A 19,854-nucleotide genomic window follows, 5' to 3' on the forward strand; every position below is an offset into this window, starting at 1 on the left:
GCTTATCCTAATACATTCCAATAAAAAGGCACCATCAAGTAGAGGGAAACCAAGAAGTTAGCTACCAGAGTCCCAACCATCATTCGATTCACTACCCTGTCTTTAATGTCCAAGGTCCCTAGATTAGCAACAGTTGGTAGCAGTAAGATCAAGAAGGGGGTAAAATAACGCCCCTGAGCACCAACTGATATCATAGCACCTTTTCCGAGGACAATGGGCGTCCACTGCAGATACATAATTGATACAACAGCAATCACTTGAACCAGAAACAGATAACGCGACATGACTGTATAGCCCTTGGTCATAAAATCTTTCTGCGACTGCAAAAAGATAAGCGCCAAGACTGCCACATCGATAAAAATCAACCAAAGCGGCAGCTGGATAGTAAAATTTCCCAAAAAGCCAAACATACCGATTGTCAAAATCGTATTCAAGTCGCCATTAACACTTTGCTTAAAGAGCGTATTCAGCAAGACTTGACCATAGTGCAAGAGCCCTCCCTGATTGCGAAAAGCCAAATGCAGGGCAAGAAAGAAAGCTGAAAAGCCAAGTACATAGAAGATAGGGCGATAACGAGCTACAAAAGCTTTGGTTGCAACAAAAGGCTTGTTCAGAACCGCAAGGAATCCTTCAAACTCAAAATCAACAAAAGGCAGCAAGCCTAATAAAAGGACATTATTCGGTTTGGTGACAAAGAGGCCTATAGAAATCACCAAAAGCTCCAGTACATTTCTATCAGTAAATCTCTTATGGTAGGCAATATTGGTCAAAAAGCCAATCGCCAACATAATTTCCAGGTAGTTCATCACATCGTAAGACAGAGAAGCAGCCTGCTGGACCATAATAGGCAAAAGAGATAGGAAAAGTAGAGCTTTTTTGCCATATTTGAAGTATTTAATCAGCAAATAAACCCCGATGATATATGCCAAGGCATTAAAGAGCCGCCCCATCACCACGATGAAGCCTACTGACGGATAAAGCAAGCTTCCCAAGGTCATACCTAGCAGCTGAGGCAGGAAAGAGATAGCCTTGAGATTAAAGCCAAAGCTAAACTCTTCTTGCGCCAGATCTATCTTCTCTGAGAACAGCTGCTTGTACTCTGCCGGCGAAACATTCGGTGTGGAGGGGATTTTGTCCATCCATTTATATGTTCGACTGGTCGATTTATGGAAGATTTCCCATGTCATACGAGCGTGATTGGTCTCATCAGGCACTCGATTAATCGGCTGTGCAATCATAAAAGTCAAGACAAAGATACTTGCCAGCAGCAAGAAAATATTCTCAACTTTTACTTCTTTATTTCTTTTCAAAATAAGTCACCATTTCATCTTTTTTATCTAAACTGCAATTTTCTAATACAAAAGCGTAGGCATTCTCCGCCAGTTCTCTGCGTAAATCCGCAGAAAGAATCAGGCTTTCCAGCTTTTCTTTCCATTCACCATCTTTAGCCAAAAGTCCAGTCTGACCGTCAATCATCATATCAGAAAAAGCACCGATATGACTGGCAATCGTTGGCACCTTGACTAGAGCTGCTTCTATCCACTTGATTTCTGACTTAGCCCGATTAAAGACTGAGTCAACCAGCGGAGCTAGATTAATATCAACCTGACTAATCAGCTGAGGTAAGGCCTTCCAGTCCACATACTCATGGACGATAATACGCTGCGAATATTGTTTCATATCCTGCGGGATATCCAAGTGCCCTACAATATGAAGCTCAACGGTTGGGTAGTTGTCAAGAACTTCTTTGATAGACGGCTTGATGAGCTCAAAATTTTCATTGTGGCTGATAGAGCCAGAGAAATAGCCGATTTTGATTCTGTCGTCTGTACCAAAGTCTTCCTTCAAGAACTGCGAGCTAACCACAATCAATTCGCTGGACGCCAGATTACGATTCAGCAGGACGGAGTCCTTGTATTTGAGCAATTCCTCTTTTAGCTGATTCGTAGAGGTAATCGCCCCATCACAAGCCGCCAGCATTTTCCCGTAATTCTTCACTCCAGCATCGTAATTGCCCTTTTCCTTCTCAGACAAGCCTTGGGTATAGCTCAGCTGATCCGTATAAAGGGTATCAAATACCAAATCATCAATATCAAAATAAACTGGCTTATGCTCCTCCCGAGCCAAATCGCATAAAAGCTGGAGCTGAGCAGACCAAGGAGCGCGGTAGATAATGATGTGGCTGGCATACTGGGCCTGAGCCAGACTAAACTCAGACGCATTGACCACTTTCACAGCAAAACCATTCTTTCTAAGCTGCTCTGCCTTATTGAGCACACGGTAGCGTGTACACTGCGGAATGATGTTCTCTACACCGTCAATGATGAGAACATATTGATCACGAGGCACATCTTTAAATTTCTTAACTATATTTTCAAGAATCTCCACTGGATAATCTGTCTTCTCCCGAACATAGTCCAACAAATCAGGAACTTCCGATTCTCTTTCCAAACCTTGCCATAAAAACTGCTGATCATCATAATTCTTCAAAGAAGTATACTTAATCAGTGGACTGCCCGCCTTTAACATCCTTAATGGATGAATATACATAGCCGAATCCTGATTTTCGTGAACCAAGGCATCGTAACGATAGCCCAAGTCAGCAAAGTACTTGGTAAAAGTCGTTTCATGCTTTCCGATTGCTTCTTCTCGTGAATCCGTGTCAGTCAGCACTTGCCAATAGTCGTAGAATTCTTCGGACTGAAGCAGCAAAGGCTCAATCACCAAAAAATAAGACTGTAGGTGATTGGGAATGTAACCATAGCGGTTAAATCCAGTGATATCTTCCTGAGTCTCACCATAGGAAATTCCCCAAAAGTCAAGTTTTCTACCAGCCATGGTTTGAAAGACTGCTGCTAAATCACTCATAGGACCGATATTAGTGTCATTGACGAGCATCAGCTGAGAGCAATGCTGCAGCGTTTCCTTTCCTAAGGAAAGAATGCCTTCACGAAAAGCTGCCGTATCATAGCCGCTATTATCCCGCACCAAGACTTGGCCATACTGTCCTAAAGTTTCTAAATCTTCTGCAACCAGTCCGCCGTTAACAACGATGAGAGTCTTATCAGCCAAAGCTGCTAACTTTTCTAAAAAGATAAGTTTGTACTTCTGCAAGCGTGGCTCGGATTCAAAAATGACATAGACTAGGACTTTTTCGCCGCTTGAAACTGAAGCTAAAGCTTTTTCTCGTTGAGAGTTCCGCAGCCATTGATAATAATAAACCTTAGGAGACTTAACTTGGCGTTTCAAACGAACCAGCTGTTGCTTAATCCGACTTAAAGCAGCTTTGATACTGCGAGGATTTTTGACTAATCGAGCCAGACGTTTCAATGGAGTAATCACACCATTCCCCAGCCGATAGGAAATAGATCGGCGAATTCGAAACTGCTCCTGAATAGCCTCATCACGCTGTTCCTTTATCGTTCTCAGTCTGGATTTCAAGGAATCTAGATTTTTATGTAACTGCCGCTGATCCTCCTGCAGTTCAAGAACATAGTCGTTCACTCTATCCATATGCTGAATCAGTTCATCCAAACGACCTTCCAGTGTAAATATGTTCTGGCCCAGAGCTTGGTAAATATCATCTGGTATCTGTCTCACATACTTACGCAGGATTTTCAGATACATTTCGTAATGATATCTCGTAGAATCCCGTTTAGAGATTGATTCCTTATCAAAGACCCGGTAATTCAGCTTTGTTTTTGCATCATAAACTGGTTTTGCACCTTGATTGATAATTAAGTTTAAAAGAAAATCATAGTCTTCCAGTTTTTCACGATTCAGATCTTCATCATAATAAATACCATCAGCAACCGAACGACGAATGAGAGAACAGTTGGAAATAAAATTTTCCGTTAAGAAAGCTAGCTTGTCAAATGGCCGTGATTTAAGGTAAACTTCCTTTTTATCAGGATCATACAAATCACCATAGACAATATCTGCCTCCTCTTGCACCATGCTTGTATAGAAGCTCTCAATATAGTCTGAATCCAGAAAATCGTCACTATCCACAAAAATAAAATAAGTGCCTTGAATTTGCTGCAAAGCCTTGTTTCTTGTCTTGACAACCCCCATATTTTCATGGCTTTCAAACCGCGTCGAAAAAGGGGAATCCACCAAGACAGACTCTATGATTTCAGCAGAATGGTCAGAGGAGCCATCATCCAATACCAGTAACTCAATATTTCGATAGGTCTGCTCAAAAATACTGCGCAAACACTGTTCAATGTAATCTTGATGGTTGTAACAAGTTACAACAACAGATATTAAATCTTTCATATACTTTCCTTGTAAATAACTCTATTAGTTTGAGTTAGCATCTTGACTCTTCATGTATGCTTTATTTATCAGATTTGCCACCCACTTTGGCCAGAAAAGCTGATACATGAACAAATCTTCTTTAGTCCGAGTGTTATCTGAAATGGTCTTGGTTGTTTCAGACTCTCCATGAATCCGGTGGCACATAAGCTTCTCAGAAATATAAGCAAAGCGACCCTTATAGGCGCTAATCTTGTACCAAGCATACCAATCCAGACTCACGCGCATTTCCTCATCAAATCGAAAATCCCTTAATGTCTCTAAGTTGTAAGTCACCGCCGGACAGGAAATGGGATTGCCAAAAGCTAGAACCCGATTTCTCCAAAAACGACTGGATGGCATCAGATTTAAAGTTTTAAGCATGAGAGTCTTGATTTTCAGATTGGTATTAGCCGGAATTTTAACTCCATTTTTCTCTTCAAAATAGTCTGTATAGGCAATGAGAATGTCTTTAGACTGCTCTATCTTCTGCATCACTGCTTCTAGATAAGTTGGCTCATAGTAGTCATCCTGATGAGCAATGGTAGCATAAGAAGTCTCAACAAAGGAAAGGGCATTGTTCCAGTCCTTACCGATACCGCCTCCTTCTTTCGTATAAAAAGGAATACCGTACTTCTGGCACAGCTGCTTGATTGAATCCAACGGTGTTGAGCTATAGCAGATAATCTTTGATGGCAAGGTTTGAGCTTGCAAAGACAGGATACAAGCTTCTAAAAATTCACTTTCGCCATAGGCGCAAATCACCCAGGTATGGTTATTTTTCATCTTTTTCACTCTCTAACTTGGACATTCTTTGCTTCATGATAGACAATTCTTGCACCAACTGCTTGATTTGTTCCTTTTGCTTGGAAATGGAAATAGTATGCAAAAAAACAATAATCAGTAGGAAAAAGATGGCCAAGGACATGACAAAGTTTGAGGTCAGCTCAAAGCCCAACAATTTGGCAATCGAAACTGGGATCCAATCAAAAATAGAAATAACAATCAATACAAAGCCAATAATAATCCACATAAAGGCTTGCTCAAACAAAATATTGTTTTGATTGATATTCCGAAAGACAAAATACAGGAATAGAACTGAAGCCACTAGCATAACAATAGACAAAATGGACATTATTCACTCTCTTTCATAAAAGCAGCAATCAAGATCGAAGAGCAAACTTCAATCATATAACGGATGGACTTAATCGGAGTGATCGAAGAGACTCCTCCTGCACGTTCAAACATATTGGCTGGTGCTTCCACCACTTTATATTTCCGCTTCAAGATATGGACGATTGATTCTGGCTCAGGATACTTGATAGGATAGCGTGCAGCGAATTGTCTAATAATGTCTCGATTAGCCAATCGATAGCCCGATGTGGTATCCAGAATCCTTTTGCCTGTTGTTAATTTAATAAAAGCTGAAATAATGGTAATGCCAAAACGCCGCATAAAAGTCGTCTGAAACTCCGAAGACTTGTCACCGATAAAACGAGAACCAACAACCAAATCCGCCTGCTGACGGCGAATAGGCTCCAGCAAAGCATCCAGCGACTCAATATCATGCTGACCATCTCCATCAAACTGTACGGCCACATCATAATTCTTCTCAAGAGCATACTTATAGCCCGTCTGGACAGCCCCGCCAATCCCTAAATTCATAACTAAATGAATAGCATTCAGATGATGGCTGTCCAAAATCTCCTTAGTTCTGTCAACTGACCCATCATTGATAACTACGTAGTCTAAGTCAAAATCAACTTTCTTCCGATATTCTATAATGCTCATAACCGTATTTAAAATACTTTCTTCCTCATTATAAGCAGGAATTATCATTAAAACTTTCAATTATCTTTCTTCCCTTTACAATAAATTTTAGCAAATAATGGAACTAACCTTAACTTCTCCAAGCTCAAAAAAACAATAAGTGAAATTTTAGTCTGAAACCTTTCGCCCTGAACCTTCTTAGACAACGGAGAGATAGTACTGATGAGTTTATTCTCTTTTAACCATTCCTTAATCCTAATATACTGATGAATAAACTCCTGATCTGATGAGGATTTACCAGAAAAAAGCAAATACCAAACATAATATCTTTTCAAATAATATACTACTAGCTCAGATGGCTTACCCAGCTCTAATATTTTTGAAAAAAGAACTAAAATATCAATTTCAGGAGAAAAACCTCTCTGAGAAGTGTTAGAAATACTCTGATTATTATAATACCAATTATATCCTTTATAGTCTAACAACCCTATTTTATCTGTTGTCTTATAGGCAGCTAGGTTAAAAATGATATCTTCTCCTATACCATAGTCAAAAAATTCTAGATTGTTCGTTTTCAAGAACTCCGTGCGGTAAACTTTGGCCCAAGGAGCCATTATAATATACTTGGACCACTCTGACTGCTGTATATCTTGACTAAAGATAATCTGGTTATCCTGATTGACACGTTTGTACCCACCAATAACCAAGTCTAGATTTTTCTCATGTATAGCCAGATAAAAAGTTTCAATGTAATCACTATCAACAAAATCATCATTATCCATGAACATAATATATTCTCCCTCAGCTAGAAGAATCCCCTTATTTCTAGTTACTGCAACTCCTTCATTTTGTTTGTCAATTACTCTTACAAAACTATACTTCAATTCATATTCTTTTAAAATATTTAAAGAGTTATCTTTCGAACCATCGTTCAGAAGAATAATTTCAAAATTCTTAAATGATTGATTCAAAAGAGAATCTACACAGCGTTTAATCCCGTCTTGTGCATTATAAACTGGAATAATAACTGAAATAGCTGGTTTAGACATATTTTTCCTTTCATAACTAATCCACTCTATTTATAAAACTTCAATAAAACAGGAAATAGTTTTATTGAAAATTTCATCCCCAATAAATTGGCTAATAGACCTGTTAATTTAAATGCTCGGTTCTCTATATCTTTTGCATACTTTAGCAAATACTTATACTGATAAAGCAACTCTTTAATTTTAAAATTATCAATGTATTGATTTACATAAGGTAATATAGAGATATAAGAGATTGCAAAATAGATATTTAAGGCTTTTTGAATTTCAACTGAATAGTTTTTCAAGTCAGAAAGTCCCGTCCTGATTCCTTCAAGAGTATCTTGAACATTTTTTTCTTTCACGACATTAGTCAAACTTCCTTTGCGGTTCTGTCGATACATGTATTGAGTACTATTAAGAATTGAAAATTTCTTTGTCATTTTTAAGATCCGAGAACAATATAAACTATCCTCAGATACCATTCCCTCCGGAAATTTCAGGCCGTTTTGAAATAATTTTTTCGATACACACTTATTCCAATTTGGACCATTAAATATTCCAAAGCAAGTAGCTTTTAAAATATTTTCCTCAAACATAGATATAGGGAAATCTAAAATTCTATCATCATAAAAATAACCGTAGCCAAAAATGATAACATCATAAATGCATTCTGTAGTTATTTCGTCAAGTTGATTCAAAAAGTGTTGATCACTCCAAAAGTCATCACCATCTAAAAACAATAAGTACTCTCCCCGGGCAGACTCAATACCTGTATTTCTTGCTTTTGAAGCTCCACCATTTGTTTGATTTAACACCCTAACTTTATTGGTATTCTCCACAGACAATTTATCAGCGACTATTGCAGTAGCGTCAGTTGACCCATCATTTATGATTAAAATTTCATAATCTTTAAATTCTTGAATTAGGACACTCTTAACACATTTTTCTAAATAATCCGCTACATTATAGGCAGGTATAATAATTGAAAATTTCATAAGTTCCTTATTTTTTCCTTCTCAAAAAAGTATATGGATTCGTCATAAAATAAATAATTAGCGAGACACTCAACCAAGCAATCATAGAAATAAGGAAAGACAAAGAGGCTCCAAAAATTCCGTATTGGGATACTAGTGGTTCAGCTGTAAGAATGGATACAAGATACCCAGCTAAGAATGAAATGACTAAATAATGATGTTTTCTAAAAACAGTTAAAATATTATCACATACTGTAGAAAACGTACTAGCAATACCACCTAACAAAAGAATGATGAAACTAATTTGATATTGATCCAACCTTGTCCCATAAACGATATTTAAAATAGGTATGGCAGCAATCGCGCCACCAAGACAAATCAAAACACTTGTTCCCCATAAAATTTTAAACAAGTTATTTTTATACGTAATAAAATAAGAAATTTTATTCTCTTCCTTGAAAATTGCTAGTTGTGTAACCATAGGGCGTAAAAAAACAATCATTAGATTCATTGCAAAAATTGGAGTGAATAAAATACTAAAGTCTCTCTGTACTCCCGCTTCAATCAATCCCCTATTAAAAATATCGTTTAATGCATACTTAGGTTGGTTATAGATTGAAACTAATAAAAAAGCATTTATAAATAAAGGTAAGCAGTCCTTTAAAATACTATAAATATCTTTTAGCTTTACTGTAGAGATATTAATACGATGAAAAAACTTAGATTTTGGAAAATCAAAAAAAAGAACTACTATGAAAGAGGTGAGTGTTTGAAAAACAATAGATAAAAGAAGATTTTTAGAAAATAATAACAGAACAGCGAATGTTATTGTTGAAATTATATTTCTAAAAAATAATGATTGACCAGCTATATCTAATCGTTCTTTTTGCTGAAACAAACCTTGAAATACATCAGACAGCGCTTCACTAACTCTGAAAAAAGATACCCAAAATATAATCCAAAAATTTTCATGAGTAGAAGAATTTAAAATTAAATAACCTAACAAAATTAATATCATTAAAATATTAGTTAGAAATCTAGTAGTCAAATATGCATCAAAAGAATATTTTTCTTTAATATCTGTTGCTTGAAAATCTCGAACTTGAAACCCCGCAACAATAACTAGCAAATTCGCAATTGCATAAGAAAAACTATATAAGTCAGCTGACTCACTAGATAAAGTACGAGTAACTATAAATAATAAAATAACAGATACAGCTGCTGAAGACAGGCTACCAAGAATATTCCAAAAGAAAATCTTTTGTGGCGATACCACTTTCAATATAATCAAACTCTCTTTCACTATAAATAAAACTTTATCCAATTATACCATAAATTCCTTTAAAAAAAGTAACCTTAGGGTACTAGATACTTATTTCTTCCCCAACATAATTAAAAAGGGAAAAACTTCTATCAAGCTTATATCTATACTTCTTCTCTTTCCGTTTCCTAAATCATCTTAAAGGTGGTTCTGCAAAATCAAGCTATCTATTCTGGAGATTACCGACTACCTTTTATTCTTCTGTATACTAAAAAACCCCGTTTTCACGGGGTTTAGTGTCTGACTTTAATTGTTATCTGGGAACGGAATCGAATTAAGCTTCGATTTCTGTAACCATACCTGAACCAACGGTACGTCCACCTTCACGGATAGAGAAAGTAGTACCTTGTTCAACGGCGATTGGGTGGATCAACTCAACGTCGATTGTTACGTTATCACCAGGCATTACCATTTCAGTACCTGCTGGAAGTTCGATTGAACCTGTAACGTCAGTTGTACGGAAGTAGAACTGTGGACGGTAGTTGTTGAAGAATGGAGTGTGACGTCCACCTTCTTCTTTAGTAAGGATGTAAACTTCACCTTTGAATTTAGTGTGTGGGTTGATTGAACCTGGTTTAGCGATAACTTGTCCACGTTCGATTTCATCACGTTGGATACCACGAAGAAGCACACCTACGTTATCCCCTGCAAGACCTTCGTCAAGTTGTTTACGGAACATTTCAACACCAGTAACAACTGCTTTTGAAGTTTCTTCTTTGATACCAACGATTTCGATTTCGTCGTTGACACGAACAGTACCACGGTCGATACGTCCTGAAGCAACTGTACCACGTCCAGTGATTGAGAATACGTCTTCGACTGGAAGAAGCAATGGTTTGTCAGTATCGCGTTCTGGTTCTGGGATGTACTCATCAACAGTGTCCATCAATTCCATGATGATGTCTTCATATTTAGAGTCACCTTCAAGAGCTTTAAGAGCTGAACCTTGGATAACTGGAAGATCATCACCTGGGAAATCGTATTCTGAAAGAAGGTCACGGATTTCCATTTCAACCAATTCAAGCAATTCTTCATCGTCAACCAAGTCAACTTTGTTCATGAAGACGATAAGGTGTTTAACACCAACCTGACGTGAAAGAAGGATGTGCTCACGAGTTTGTGGCATTGGTCCGTCAGTTGAAGCTACTACAAGGATAGCTCCGTCCATTTGAGCGGCACCAGTGATCATGTTTTTAACGTAGTCCGCGTGTCCTGGAGCGTCGATGTGAGCGTAGTGACGTTTTTCAGTTTCGTACTCAACGTGCGCAGTGTTGATAGTGATACCGCGTTCGCGTTCTTCTGGAGCAGCATCGATAGACGCATAGTCTTTAGGTTGGTTAACTGCTGAAGGCAAGCGACGTGCCAAAACAGTTGTGATAGCTGCAGTTAGGGTAGTTTTACCGTGGTCAACGTGTCCGATAGTACCAATGTTAACGTGTGGTTTACTACGATCGTATTTTTCTTTTGCCATTTGAGTAAAAGCCTCCAATAAAATATATTTTATAGATAGACAGTAGGCAATACAGTCTAACTTTCCTTACTATTTTATCAAATTTAAATGAAAATGCAAGTCTTTTAGCATTTTTTTGTGAATTATTCCTTGTCTAATTTGTAGTAAGGTTGATTGGAAACGGAAGCACCAATACTCGAAGCAGCAATCCATTCTTTCCCTTCTAATTGGCTGAAATTCTCAGCTTTCCCAGTCAGAATAATACCAGAAAAGGTCAATTGATCCCGATTTTCTGCTTCACGAATATCTAGCTGACCAAATTTCTTGAGATAGGCCTCAACATCATTGTACATATTGTACTTGTTGACAGTTGGGAAAAGGTTTTTATCGGCCTTTTTCAAATAGTCTAAGAAAGTCTGTTGCTCTTGCTTAGCCTCTTCGCTCTCTTTTTTGCCGTCCGACGGATAGGGATTAAGCAGCGTACTATTAGCTCCGTAAGTCGTCTGAGGATCGGTGCGCAATGCCATACCATTTTCACCATCTTCTGACTGACTGCCAATCCAGTACCAGTTAATCTTGAGGTTGCTCGGTATCATCTGCTGGATTTCCTTATAAGTGTAAGGTTTATCAAAAGTCAGAGCTATTTCTACCAATTGATTCGGCATTTCTTTGACAGATACAAGTTCCTGAGGTGCTGGATCTGAAGACTTCGTCTGTTTGGCATTGACATTGTAAAAGACCGGATATTTCTGCCGAAGCTCTCGCGTATAGGTCCCTGAGGTAGAGGAATAAGTCGCCTCTGACGTCGGATTTTTATAAGAACCTGTTAGTGAATAGTTCCCCTCATAGGCTGGATAATCCACCATCACTCCATCAAGGTCTTTAAAACGATCAGAACGTAATGTTCCCGAAAGATAAGAGGTCGGATTGTAGTATAGACTGTCATAGTCAACATTAGGATAGGCGATTTCGGACATAACTTCATACTGTTTCTGCAAGTCTCGTCCGTTACCAGAGGCTAATTCTGCCAGCCCCTTTCCTAGAAGACCTAAGAAAACTAAAGATACAAAGGAACTAATGACGACTGTCTTCCAGAGTCTCTTTCTCCTACTTTTCTTTGCAATAATTTTAAATGTTTCCATTTCGATATCCTTTCTTTTCCAGCTCCTTTCGGAGTTTAGCACGACTGCGCATCAGCTGAATCTTGACCTTGCTCACTGAGTAAGACATAATTTGGGCAATCTCCTTGACCGTGAAATTTTGAAAATAATAGAGTTCTAAAAGCGTGGCTTCCTTGAGCGGCAGAGCTTCTATCATACTTCTTAGCAGCTCATAATCTTCATTTTCAAAGGGATTGACAAGATCTTTTCCAAAAAATTCTTTTCGCAAAATCTCCAAATAATGCTTATCTCTCCTATATCTGTCGATATAGCGCCGGATGGAAACTCGATACATCCAAGCTCGCATCTTTTCCGCCGGAATAATAACTTCTGTTTCCAACATCTTGACAAAAACGTCCTGAACTACATCTTCTGCTTCCACTTTAGAAGCCCCTGACTTCTGCAGATAGGAGACAATCTCGCGAGCAAAGCCTATCAAGATTGTTTCATATTCATCTAGTTTGATAAGCTCACCCCCTCCTTCACTAGTATAACGAATTAAGTAGCCCTTTGGTTACAAAAATAGAAAAAACCGGAACAATTCCGATTTTCTCTTTGTATTAGCCAGAGTTTCGCAGACCAGTCGCAATACCGTTGATGGTGATGTGAATCAGCTTTTCTTGATCTGGTGTAAGCTGACCGTTGCGCTGACGCTTGATTAGCTCTAACTGGATATAGTTCAAAACATTAAAGTAAGGCATACGATAGTGCAAGCTATCTCTCAGATATGTGTTTTCTGCTAGGAGCTCATCATGACCTTCAATCTCTAGAATGACATCCTTAGTTAGCTGCCACTCATCCAAGATAATATTGAAAATATCTCGCACATTCTGATCTTCACAAAGCTGCGCATACTCAAAAGCGATATTCATATTTGACTTAGACAGAACCATGTCTACATTTGATAAGAGTGACTTGAAGAACGGCCATCTCTTATACATAAATTGCAGAAAGGCTAAGTTATTTTCTGGGTCTTCATCAATGAATTCCTTGAAACTCGACCCGACACCATACCAGCCTGGGAACATAACCCGACTTTGAGACCATGAGAAGACCCATGGAATCGCCCTGAGGCCACCGATTTCAGTGATGGTTTTACGGGCAGCTGGACGAGAACCGATATTAAAGCTAGAGATAGCCTTGATAGGGCTGGATTCAAAGAAATAATCGTAAAAACGCTCGTCACCAAAGACCAAATCACGGTAAATCTGATAACTGCGATTGACTACTTGGTCCATGATTCGCTCATATTTATCAGAAGTATGGCTATCGCTCTTCTTATGAGTTACCATGCGGTTAATGGCAGCAGACACCAGCATTTCCAAGTTATAGTAGGCTGCGTCTTTGTTTCCATATTTATTTCCAATAACTTCGCCTTGCTCAGTCAGACGGATCCGGTCATTGATACTGCGGAGTGGCTGAGATGTGATTGCTTCATAGGTTGGGCCGCCACCGCGTCCCACCGTACCACCCCGGCCATGGAAGAAGGTGATTTTCACGCCAAATTGATCACCGATGGCTGTCAGTTGCTGCTGAGCCTTGTAGAGAGTCCAGCAAGAAGATAGGTAGCCACCGTCCTTATTACTGTCTGAATAGCCCAGCATGATTTCCTGGTAATTATCCTTAGAGGCAATCCACTTCTGCGCAATTGGCAGAGATAGGTATTTCTCCATAGTATCGCAGGAATTGTCCAAATCCTCAATGGTTTCAAAGAGCGGAACAATCTGGACACGAGCCCCATTTTCATCAATCAGCCCCACTTCCTTAAGCATAATAGCCAACTCAAGTAAATCTGATACACTGGTCGAGTGAGAAATAATATTTTGCTTAATCACTTCTTCACCAATGGCATCTTTTAGCTGACGAGCTGTTTTGAAAATTTCCAGTTCTTTTTGCAGAAGTTCGGATTTAGTCTCATGGGTAGCTGATAGGATTCGAGGATCTTCTAGCAGCTGTTTGAGGAGGACCTGACATTTTTCTTCTTCCGACAGATTGCTATAATCCTGAACAATATTAGCCGAAGCCAAGAGCTCAGCCACACAGGCCTCATGAACGCTGGAATCCTGACGCATATCAATGCTGGCCAAGAAGAAGCCGAAAATATCAACCGCTTGGAGAAGTTCAGTCAAGTCCCCACTTACCAAGGCTTCACCATGATGTTCGATAAGAGAATCATAAATGACCTGCAAGTCTTCCTTGAATTCCTGAGCTGTTTTGTAAGAAGGTGTCTCTTCTTTCTTCAGCTCGGTCAGGGTCTCGCTGATACGAGACCGGATATAATTAGGGATGATTTCTCTTCCTTTATTGCTGACAGAAAGATTGGCCTTCGCAGACAATTTTTCCTCAGCTCGGTCAGTCAATCGCTGATCGTCACTTGAAAAGTTGCCTTCTTTAAGGTAAAGCAAGGTTTGAATCAGCTTGGACTGGATATAGTGGAAAGCTCGGCGGTAAGGCTCATTTTCCCGATAAACAGACTTGTCTGTAGACAGAGCTGCCATTTCTGCTACTGCCTGACTGGTTTCTGAGAGGTTGGTCGATAGCGAGAAGGTGCGATAGAGTGTATAAACCTTGTCAATGTAATAGTTGAGAATGACTTCACTCTGGAGGGTAGCTGATAGTTTGAGGGTTTCTGCGGTTACAAAAGGATTGCCATCTCGGTCTCCACCAATCCACATTCCCATGGTAATAGGCTTAGGATTATCCAGCTTGATCCCCCGCTCTTCCGCCAAGCGTCTGTATTCGACCATAAAGTTAGTGATCGCTTGTAGGAAAGAGCTGTTGTAGTACTCCATGACATTGGTAATCTCATTGGTCACTTTCAGCTTTTTCTCACGGATCATATCCGTCTGCATCATGAGCTCAATATAGCGACGGAGATTTCCTAGCCACTTCTTCTCATTGACCAGACCCGCTTTAACATCACGATGCTGGCGCAGCAAACTATGGATATGATTGGTTAAGTCCAGAATAGTCTTGCGCTGAACTTGCGTCGGGTGAGCAGTCAGTACTGGCACAACATTCAGATTTTCCAAGATTTCCTGAGCATTTTCCCGCGTTGAAATCAGGTCAATGGTTGTTGATAGCTTTCCAAGATAATCCTGATCGATATTGTTCTGATGGTTGATTTCATAAGCTAGGTCCACGTCTTCTGAGATATTAATCAAAAGCGGCAAAATAGAGAAATAACGAGAAATATAAACCATTTCATCTGTCGTTAGTTCTTCTACAATCGCTTTTAACTCATGATATTTGGAGTTAACAGCCAGCTCTTCCATGAGGGAGATTTTTTCAAAGGTCTCAGGGCTGAGAAGATTCCGAGTAATGTCGGCAAGCAAGTCTGTCAAAATGGCGACTTCTTCTCGAATCACTTCTTTATTGCTGTAGCTTTCTAATTTGTTAAATGACATAATCTGCACCTTTCATTTTTACAACAACTGTTCACACTAACTGCGATTAAGCTTCCTCAGACTGGTCTTGCGCCTCCGCTTCCATCTGTTCATAGAGGGCATCACGGCGCTCGTTGGCATCAATATTGAGTACCAAGGCGATGGCTACTGACAAGACCAGAAGACTGTTCCCTCCTTGCGATAGGAAGGGGAAGGTTACTCCTGTAGAAGGAATGAGACCTGAAATTCCACCGATATTGATGAAGGTTTGCATGAGTATCATACCGCCGATTCCCAAAGCCATCATGGAGTTAAATGGATTCTTGGCCCGAATCCCTACCAAGATAATTCTCAAAATTAGGAAAAAGAGCAAGGCCAGAATCAGACTGGCACCAAAGAAACCAAACTCTTCTATCACGATAGAAAATACAAAGTCCGTATGAGCTTCCGGCAAATAGCCGCGCTTCTCAATAGAGTTCCCCAAGCCTAGACCAAACCAGCCGCCATTACTCATAGCATAGTAGGAATTAGCCAATTGATGTCCCGAGCCAGACAGATCCTTGAAGGGATTGAAGAAAGCGCTGAAACGCTTGGCCACATATCCAAAGACTGGAATCTTGGCCACGCGCTCAACCCCAATCAACCAAATGCTGGCCAGAACCAAGCCGGAAACACTAACAATGGCTCCCAGCATCGTAGAAAACCATCGATAGCCAATCCCGCTGACAGCTATCATTATCACGACGGTCAAAAATAGTATAGTCGCATTTCCAAGGTCTGGCATAATAGCTACAATCCCAATCAGAATAGCCACCATGGTCCGCCAGTCGTTAAAGGCTTTAGGAAACCAATGGTTGTGAGTCAGGGCTTGATAGTCATAGACCTTTATCTCCTCCTGCCTATTTGTGAAGCGAAAAGCTAGATACCAGACCAGAATAATCTTCAAATACTCCGCAGGCTGAATACTGAAAGCTCCAAGCTTGAGCCAACCATGGGCGCCGTTAATAGTCCCAGTTATAAAACGAGATAAAAGCAAGAGGATAATCTCAGCAAAGATAACTATAGTCAGGATACTTCCTTTTTTTAAGAAACCCAGGCGGATTCTATATAGGAGCGCAATTATAAAGAGACTTATTATCCAAAAAATCCCCTGATTCATGACCATTCCAAAACCATTTCCTCCGGCCTGAATCGAGGTAGGACTCGTCGTTGAATAGACCACAATCAATCCCAAAACAGATAAAATCAAATAAGGAATCAAGATAGAATAATTCAACAAGTGCTTCTTGTCAATTTTCATATTTCACCATTAAACTTCTAAAAATTCAATTCTCATTATACCACCTTTTGGATTGAAAAAAAAGCACTAGCGCAAAGACAGGGACAATCATGGCTTGCTTTGCCTTATTTATATAAAAATGTGATAAGATAGGAAGCAAACAAAGGAGGAGAACATGACAGACATTTATGATATCAAAATCCAAAAACAAGACGGAAGTCTGCAAAAAATGAGTGATTATAAAGAAAAGATTCTGCTGATTGTCAATACAGCGACCGGCTGCGGCTTCACTCCTCAGTATCAAGAACTGCAGGAACTCTACGAGCGCTATCAGAAAGATGGATTTGAAATCCTGGATTTCCCCTGCAATCAGTTTGGCCAGCAGGCACCTGGAGACGCTGCAGAAATCAACAGCTTTTGCAGCCTTAACTACGGAACAACCTTTCCTCGATTTGCTAAGATTGATGTCAATGGTCCTCATACTGCTCCACTCTTTGACTGGCTCAAAAAAGAAAAAAGCGGTCTTCTGGGCGAAAACATAAAGTGGAATTTCACAAAGTTTCTGGTTAGCCGAGACGGAACAGTCATCAAACGCTTCTCTCCACAAACCTCTCCCAAAAAGATAGAAGAGCTCATTCAAAAGCTATTATAAAAGGTAAGAAAAAGCAAAACGATTTAGCCAACGGTAACTCATCTTCGCCTGCCTAAACTCTTTCAAAAACAAGGCATTTTGAACTTTCAAAACGTCTTGTTTTTGCTTTATAATATTTCAATTATATTACATTTTATTCATTTTCCAGCAATTCTGGGGATATTTTTTGCTTTTTTATTTGTTTTAAGTTAAAATAAACCAGTATGAGGAAGAGGATTAAACCGCTTGCAATCCTAATTTTCTTTGCTTCTTTTATCGCTTTTATTTTGATAAGCAAGCAAATTACTGACTCTCAGGAAAAGCAAGCACAGGCAAAAATTTCACAAACTAAACAAACTCCAAGTTCCTCAAAAAAAGAGGAAACATCTGACGATTCGTCCTTGGATGAAGAGTTTATCTCCAGACCAATCATTGACATTTCTGGCTGGCAGCTGCCAAGTGAGATTAATTACGACTTACTCGCCCAGAATGTTTCAGGAGTAATTGTCCGTGTTCATAGTGGAGCGCAGGCAAAAAAAGAAAACGCAGCAACTCATCTGAATGGTCTGGACAAATCTTATGAAAGACACATCAAAGAATTTCAAAAGCGCAACATCCCTGTCGCTGTCTATGCCTATGTGGCCGCCAATAGCAAAAAGGAAATGGAAAAAGAAGCTGAAAGTTTCTACAAGGCTTCTGCCAAGTACCATCCAACCTATTATTGGCTAGACGTCGAAGAAAAGACCATGTCTGACATGAATGCGGGAGTTGAAGCTTTCCGAGCCAAGCTAGAGTCACTTGGTGTTAAAAATATTGGCATCTATATTGGAACTTATTTTATGGAGGAGCATAGCATCTCTACCGATAAGTTCACAGCAATTTGGATTCCGACTTATGGTAATGACGACGGCTACTACAATGCCGCACCAAATACTGAGCAAGATTACGACTTGCATCAGTACACATCACAAGGTCAGCTGACTGGCTTCTCCCATTATCTTGATTTGAACCAGCTGTCAACCTTGAAAGACCAAACAGCTACTTATCAAAAGCTATTTACAGTTCCTAAAGAAAGCCAATAGCTCAGAGCGACAGCTCAAGTCTCAAAGACTGCTGTCGTTTTTTATTGTCACAAAATAGGAAATTTCCGGCCGTTTCCTCTTAATAAAGCCTATATTTTATGATATAATGATTTGATAAATGAAATTAGAAAAGGAAAATACAATGATTTCTTGGTCGAATAGAATTTTCAAAGGAATGGTCATTGCACTTGGCTTTATTTTGCCGGGAGTTTCAGGCGGTGTTTTAGCAGCTATCTTAGGTATTTACGAGCGCCTGATTCATTTTTTAGCACATTTAAAAGAAAACTTCGTCGAAAACGTTCTCTATTTCATACCAGTTGGAATCGGAATGATTTTAGGAATTGCCGCCTTCTCCTATCCTGTCAATCTGCTGCTGGACAACTACAAAGTGATTGTCCTTTGGGGATTTGCCGGAGCTATCATCGGGACTGTTCCTAGCCTTATTAAAGAGTCTGTCGCTAAAAGTGAGCGTGATCGAGTTGATATTCTCGTTTTCTGGGTCAGCCTCATCCTTTCAGGAATCTTTCTTTATTCCTTAAATGGCATGGTCGGCACCTTGCCAGCTAACTTTCTCTCTTTTATCTTAGCAGGAGCTTTGATTGCACTGGGCATTTTAATTCCTGGACTCAGTCCGTCCAACCTTCTCCTGATTTTAGGCCTCTATGCCCCTATGCTGAATGGCTTCCGCAAACTGGATCTCTTGGGCACCTTTCTTCCTATCGGAATAGGAGGAGCCTTGGCACTGATTCTCTTCTCTAAGCTGATGGATCATATTTTGAAAAACTACTACTCTCGTGTCTATCACTTTATCATTGGCATTGTCCTTTCCAGTACACTTCTCATTGTAGTGCCACAAGCAGGAAACAGTGAAAGCATCAGCTATCATGGAGTTTCTGTATTGACACTTGTCCTTGCAGCATTTTTCTTCGGTCTGGGAACCTGGCTGGGACTCTGGATGTCACAATTAGAAGAGAGATATACTAATGGCTAAAAAAACAAAAATCAAAAAAACATTGGTCGAGCAAATTTTAAGCAAGGCCAAGATTGAACATAGAGGCCTGCAGCTAAATGCCTTAGCAGAACAGACAGCCGATGGTTTGGATCGTTCGCAGATTTATAAAACCTTAGCCTTGACAGGAGACAAGACTGGTACACTGATTGGTATCCTGCCAATCACAGAGCATCTATCTGAAAAGAAAATGGCCAAGATTTCTGGTAATAAAAAGGTCAGTATGATTCCTCAGAAAGACTTGGAAAAGACAACGGGCTATGTCCACGGAGCCAACAATCCTGTCGGTATCCGTCAAAAGCACAACTTTCCAATCTATATCGACCAGTCAGCTCTAGAGAGAGATAGCATCATCGTGTCTGCTGGCGAAGTCGGCCGCAGTATCGAAATCAAGGCTCAAGATTTAGCAGATTTTGTTCAAGCTGACTTTGCGGACCTTAAGGAAAATCCTGGCTCATAATTCTTCAA

Annotated in this window: 17 protein-coding genes; 4 read left to right on the top strand and 13 right to left on the bottom strand. The window is 39.6% G+C overall.

Features of this window, described 5'->3' with window-relative positions; genetic code table 11:
* Positions 1–2: 2 nt before the first annotated feature.
* The 13 genes from RWX26_RS09145 to ftsW all read right to left on the bottom strand — a co-directional run bounded on the left by RWX26_RS09145 (position 3) and on the right by ftsW (position 16,685).
* Positions 3–1,310, bottom strand: a complete 1,308-nt coding sequence (locus RWX26_RS09145) for a DUF2142 domain-containing protein (protein WP_314581089.1) — start codon at positions 1,308–1,310, stop codon at positions 3–5.
* Positions 1,297–4,278, bottom strand: a complete 2,982-nt coding sequence (locus RWX26_RS09150) for a rhamnan synthesis F family protein (RefSeq protein WP_314581090.1) — start codon at positions 4,276–4,278, stop codon at positions 1,297–1,299. Before RWX26_RS09150 ends, RWX26_RS09145 begins: the two co-directional genes overlap by 14 nt.
* Before the next feature lie 24 nt (positions 4,279–4,302).
* Entirely contained in the window at positions 4,303–5,082 is a 780-nt protein-coding gene (locus tag RWX26_RS09155) for a glycosyltransferase family 2 protein (RefSeq protein ID WP_002917001.1), read from the bottom strand.
* Entirely contained in the window at positions 5,072–5,431 is a 360-nt protein-coding gene (locus tag RWX26_RS09160) for a DUF2304 domain-containing protein (protein WP_002916999.1), read from the bottom strand. The genes RWX26_RS09155 and RWX26_RS09160 overlap by 11 nt, the downstream gene beginning before the upstream one ends.
* On the bottom strand, positions 5,431–6,147 hold the full coding sequence (locus RWX26_RS09165; RefSeq protein WP_002912852.1) for a glycosyltransferase family 2 protein: 717 nt from the start codon (positions 6,145–6,147) through the stop codon (positions 5,431–5,433). The genes RWX26_RS09160 and RWX26_RS09165 overlap by 1 nt, the downstream gene beginning before the upstream one ends.
* The gene (locus tag RWX26_RS09170) at positions 6,144–7,115 is read right to left on the bottom strand and encodes a glycosyltransferase (RefSeq protein WP_314581094.1); all 972 of its coding nucleotides are present in this window, start codon (positions 7,113–7,115) and stop codon (positions 6,144–6,146) included. Before RWX26_RS09170 ends, RWX26_RS09165 begins: the two co-directional genes overlap by 4 nt.
* Positions 7,116–7,141: 26 nt before the next feature.
* Positions 7,142–8,089 carry a glycosyltransferase family 2 protein gene (locus RWX26_RS09175; RefSeq protein ID WP_011837192.1) on the bottom strand — a complete coding sequence of 316 codons (948 nt, stop codon included), beginning with the start codon at positions 8,087–8,089 and terminating at the stop codon, positions 7,142–7,144.
* A gap of 7 nt (positions 8,090–8,096) precedes the next feature.
* A complete protein-coding gene (locus tag RWX26_RS09180) occupies positions 8,097–9,371 on the bottom strand; it encodes a lipopolysaccharide biosynthesis protein (protein WP_314581165.1) in 1,275 nt (424 codons plus the stop codon).
* 292 nt (positions 9,372–9,663) lie between these two features.
* Positions 9,664–10,860 (bottom strand): elongation factor Tu, encoded by a 1,197-nt coding sequence (gene tuf, locus RWX26_RS09185; RefSeq protein ID WP_314581098.1) that lies wholly within the window; start codon positions 10,858–10,860, stop codon positions 9,664–9,666.
* 122 nt (positions 10,861–10,982) lie between these two features.
* Positions 10,983–11,981, bottom strand: coding sequence for an anti sigma factor C-terminal domain-containing protein (locus RWX26_RS09190; RefSeq protein ID WP_002904934.1), 999 nt, complete (start codon positions 11,979–11,981; stop codon positions 10,983–10,985).
* On the bottom strand, positions 11,968–12,438 hold the full coding sequence (locus tag RWX26_RS09195; RefSeq protein WP_002897240.1) for an RNA polymerase sigma factor: 471 nt from the start codon (positions 12,436–12,438) through the stop codon (positions 11,968–11,970). Before RWX26_RS09195 ends, RWX26_RS09190 begins: the two co-directional genes overlap by 14 nt.
* Before the next feature lie 121 nt (positions 12,439–12,559).
* A complete protein-coding gene (gene ppc / locus RWX26_RS09200) occupies positions 12,560–15,406 on the bottom strand; it encodes a phosphoenolpyruvate carboxylase (protein WP_314581103.1) in 2,847 nt (948 codons plus the stop codon).
* A 46-nt stretch (positions 15,407–15,452) separates the two neighbouring features.
* Entirely contained in the window at positions 15,453–16,685 is a 1,233-nt protein-coding gene (gene ftsW, locus RWX26_RS09205; RefSeq protein ID WP_314581104.1) for a cell division peptidoglycan polymerase FtsW, read from the bottom strand.
* A gap of 154 nt (positions 16,686–16,839) precedes the next feature.
* On the opposite strand from ftsW, the gene RWX26_RS09210 reads away from it, so the two are divergent.
* The 4 genes from RWX26_RS09210 to RWX26_RS09225 all read left to right on the top strand — a co-directional run bounded on the left by RWX26_RS09210 (position 16,840) and on the right by RWX26_RS09225 (position 19,846).
* Positions 16,840–17,316 (top strand): glutathione peroxidase, encoded by a 477-nt coding sequence (locus RWX26_RS09210; RefSeq protein ID WP_314581108.1) that lies wholly within the window; start codon positions 16,840–16,842, stop codon positions 17,314–17,316.
* 203 nt (positions 17,317–17,519) lie between these two features.
* Positions 17,520–18,377, top strand: coding sequence for a glycoside hydrolase family 25 protein (locus RWX26_RS09215; RefSeq protein WP_002894996.1), 858 nt, complete (start codon positions 17,520–17,522; stop codon positions 18,375–18,377).
* Positions 18,378–18,519: 142 nt separating this feature from the next.
* Entirely contained in the window at positions 18,520–19,368 is an 849-nt protein-coding gene (locus RWX26_RS09220) for a DUF368 domain-containing protein (RefSeq protein ID WP_314581111.1), read from the top strand.
* On the top strand, positions 19,361–19,846 hold the full coding sequence (locus RWX26_RS09225) for an aminoacyl-tRNA deacylase (RefSeq protein ID WP_314581113.1): 486 nt from the start codon (positions 19,361–19,363) through the stop codon (positions 19,844–19,846). Before RWX26_RS09220 ends, RWX26_RS09225 begins: the two co-directional genes overlap by 8 nt.
* The last annotated feature ends 8 nt before the right edge of the window (positions 19,847–19,854 follow it).

This window comes from uncultured Streptococcus sp., assembly GCF_963536705.1.
In the GTDB taxonomy this organism is placed as follows: domain Bacteria; phylum Bacillota; class Bacilli; order Lactobacillales; family Streptococcaceae; genus Streptococcus.

Excerpts from the sequence above, each read along its gene's own strand:
- RWX26_RS09150 (WP_314581090.1), bottom strand. The coding sequence starts at position 4,278 with ATGAAAGATTTAATATCTGTTGTTGTAACTTGTTACAACCATCAAGAT.
- RWX26_RS09155 (WP_002917001.1), bottom strand. The coding sequence starts at position 5,082 with ATGAAAAATAACCATACCTGGGTGATTTGCGCCTATGGCGAAAGTGAA.
- RWX26_RS09160 (WP_002916999.1), bottom strand. The coding sequence starts at position 5,431 with ATGTCCATTTTGTCTATTGTTATGCTAGTGGCTTCAGTTCTATTCCTG.
- RWX26_RS09170 (WP_314581094.1), bottom strand. The coding sequence starts at position 7,115 with ATGTCTAAACCAGCTATTTCAGTTATTATTCCAGTTTATAATGCACAA.
- RWX26_RS09175 (WP_011837192.1), bottom strand. The coding sequence starts at position 8,089 with ATGAAATTTTCAATTATTATACCTGCCTATAATGTAGCGGATTATTTA.
- tuf (WP_314581098.1), bottom strand. The coding sequence starts at position 10,860 with ATGGCAAAAGAAAAATACGATCGTAGTAAACCACACGTTAACATTGGT.
- RWX26_RS09190 (WP_002904934.1), bottom strand. The coding sequence starts at position 11,981 with ATGGAAACATTTAAAATTATTGCAAAGAAAAGTAGGAGAAAGAGACTC.
- ppc (WP_314581103.1), bottom strand. The coding sequence starts at position 15,406 with ATGTCATTTAACAAATTAGAAAGCTACAGCAATAAAGAAGTGATTCGA.
- ftsW (WP_314581104.1), bottom strand. The coding sequence starts at position 16,685 with ATGAAAATTGACAAGAAGCACTTGTTGAATTATTCTATCTTGATTCCT.
- RWX26_RS09210 (WP_314581108.1), top strand. The coding sequence starts at position 16,840 with ATGACAGACATTTATGATATCAAAATCCAAAAACAAGACGGAAGTCTG.
- RWX26_RS09215 (WP_002894996.1), top strand. The coding sequence starts at position 17,520 with ATGAGGAAGAGGATTAAACCGCTTGCAATCCTAATTTTCTTTGCTTCT.
- RWX26_RS09220 (WP_314581111.1), top strand. The coding sequence starts at position 18,520 with ATGATTTCTTGGTCGAATAGAATTTTCAAAGGAATGGTCATTGCACTT.
- RWX26_RS09225 (WP_314581113.1), top strand. The coding sequence starts at position 19,361 with ATGGCTAAAAAAACAAAAATCAAAAAAACATTGGTCGAGCAAATTTTA.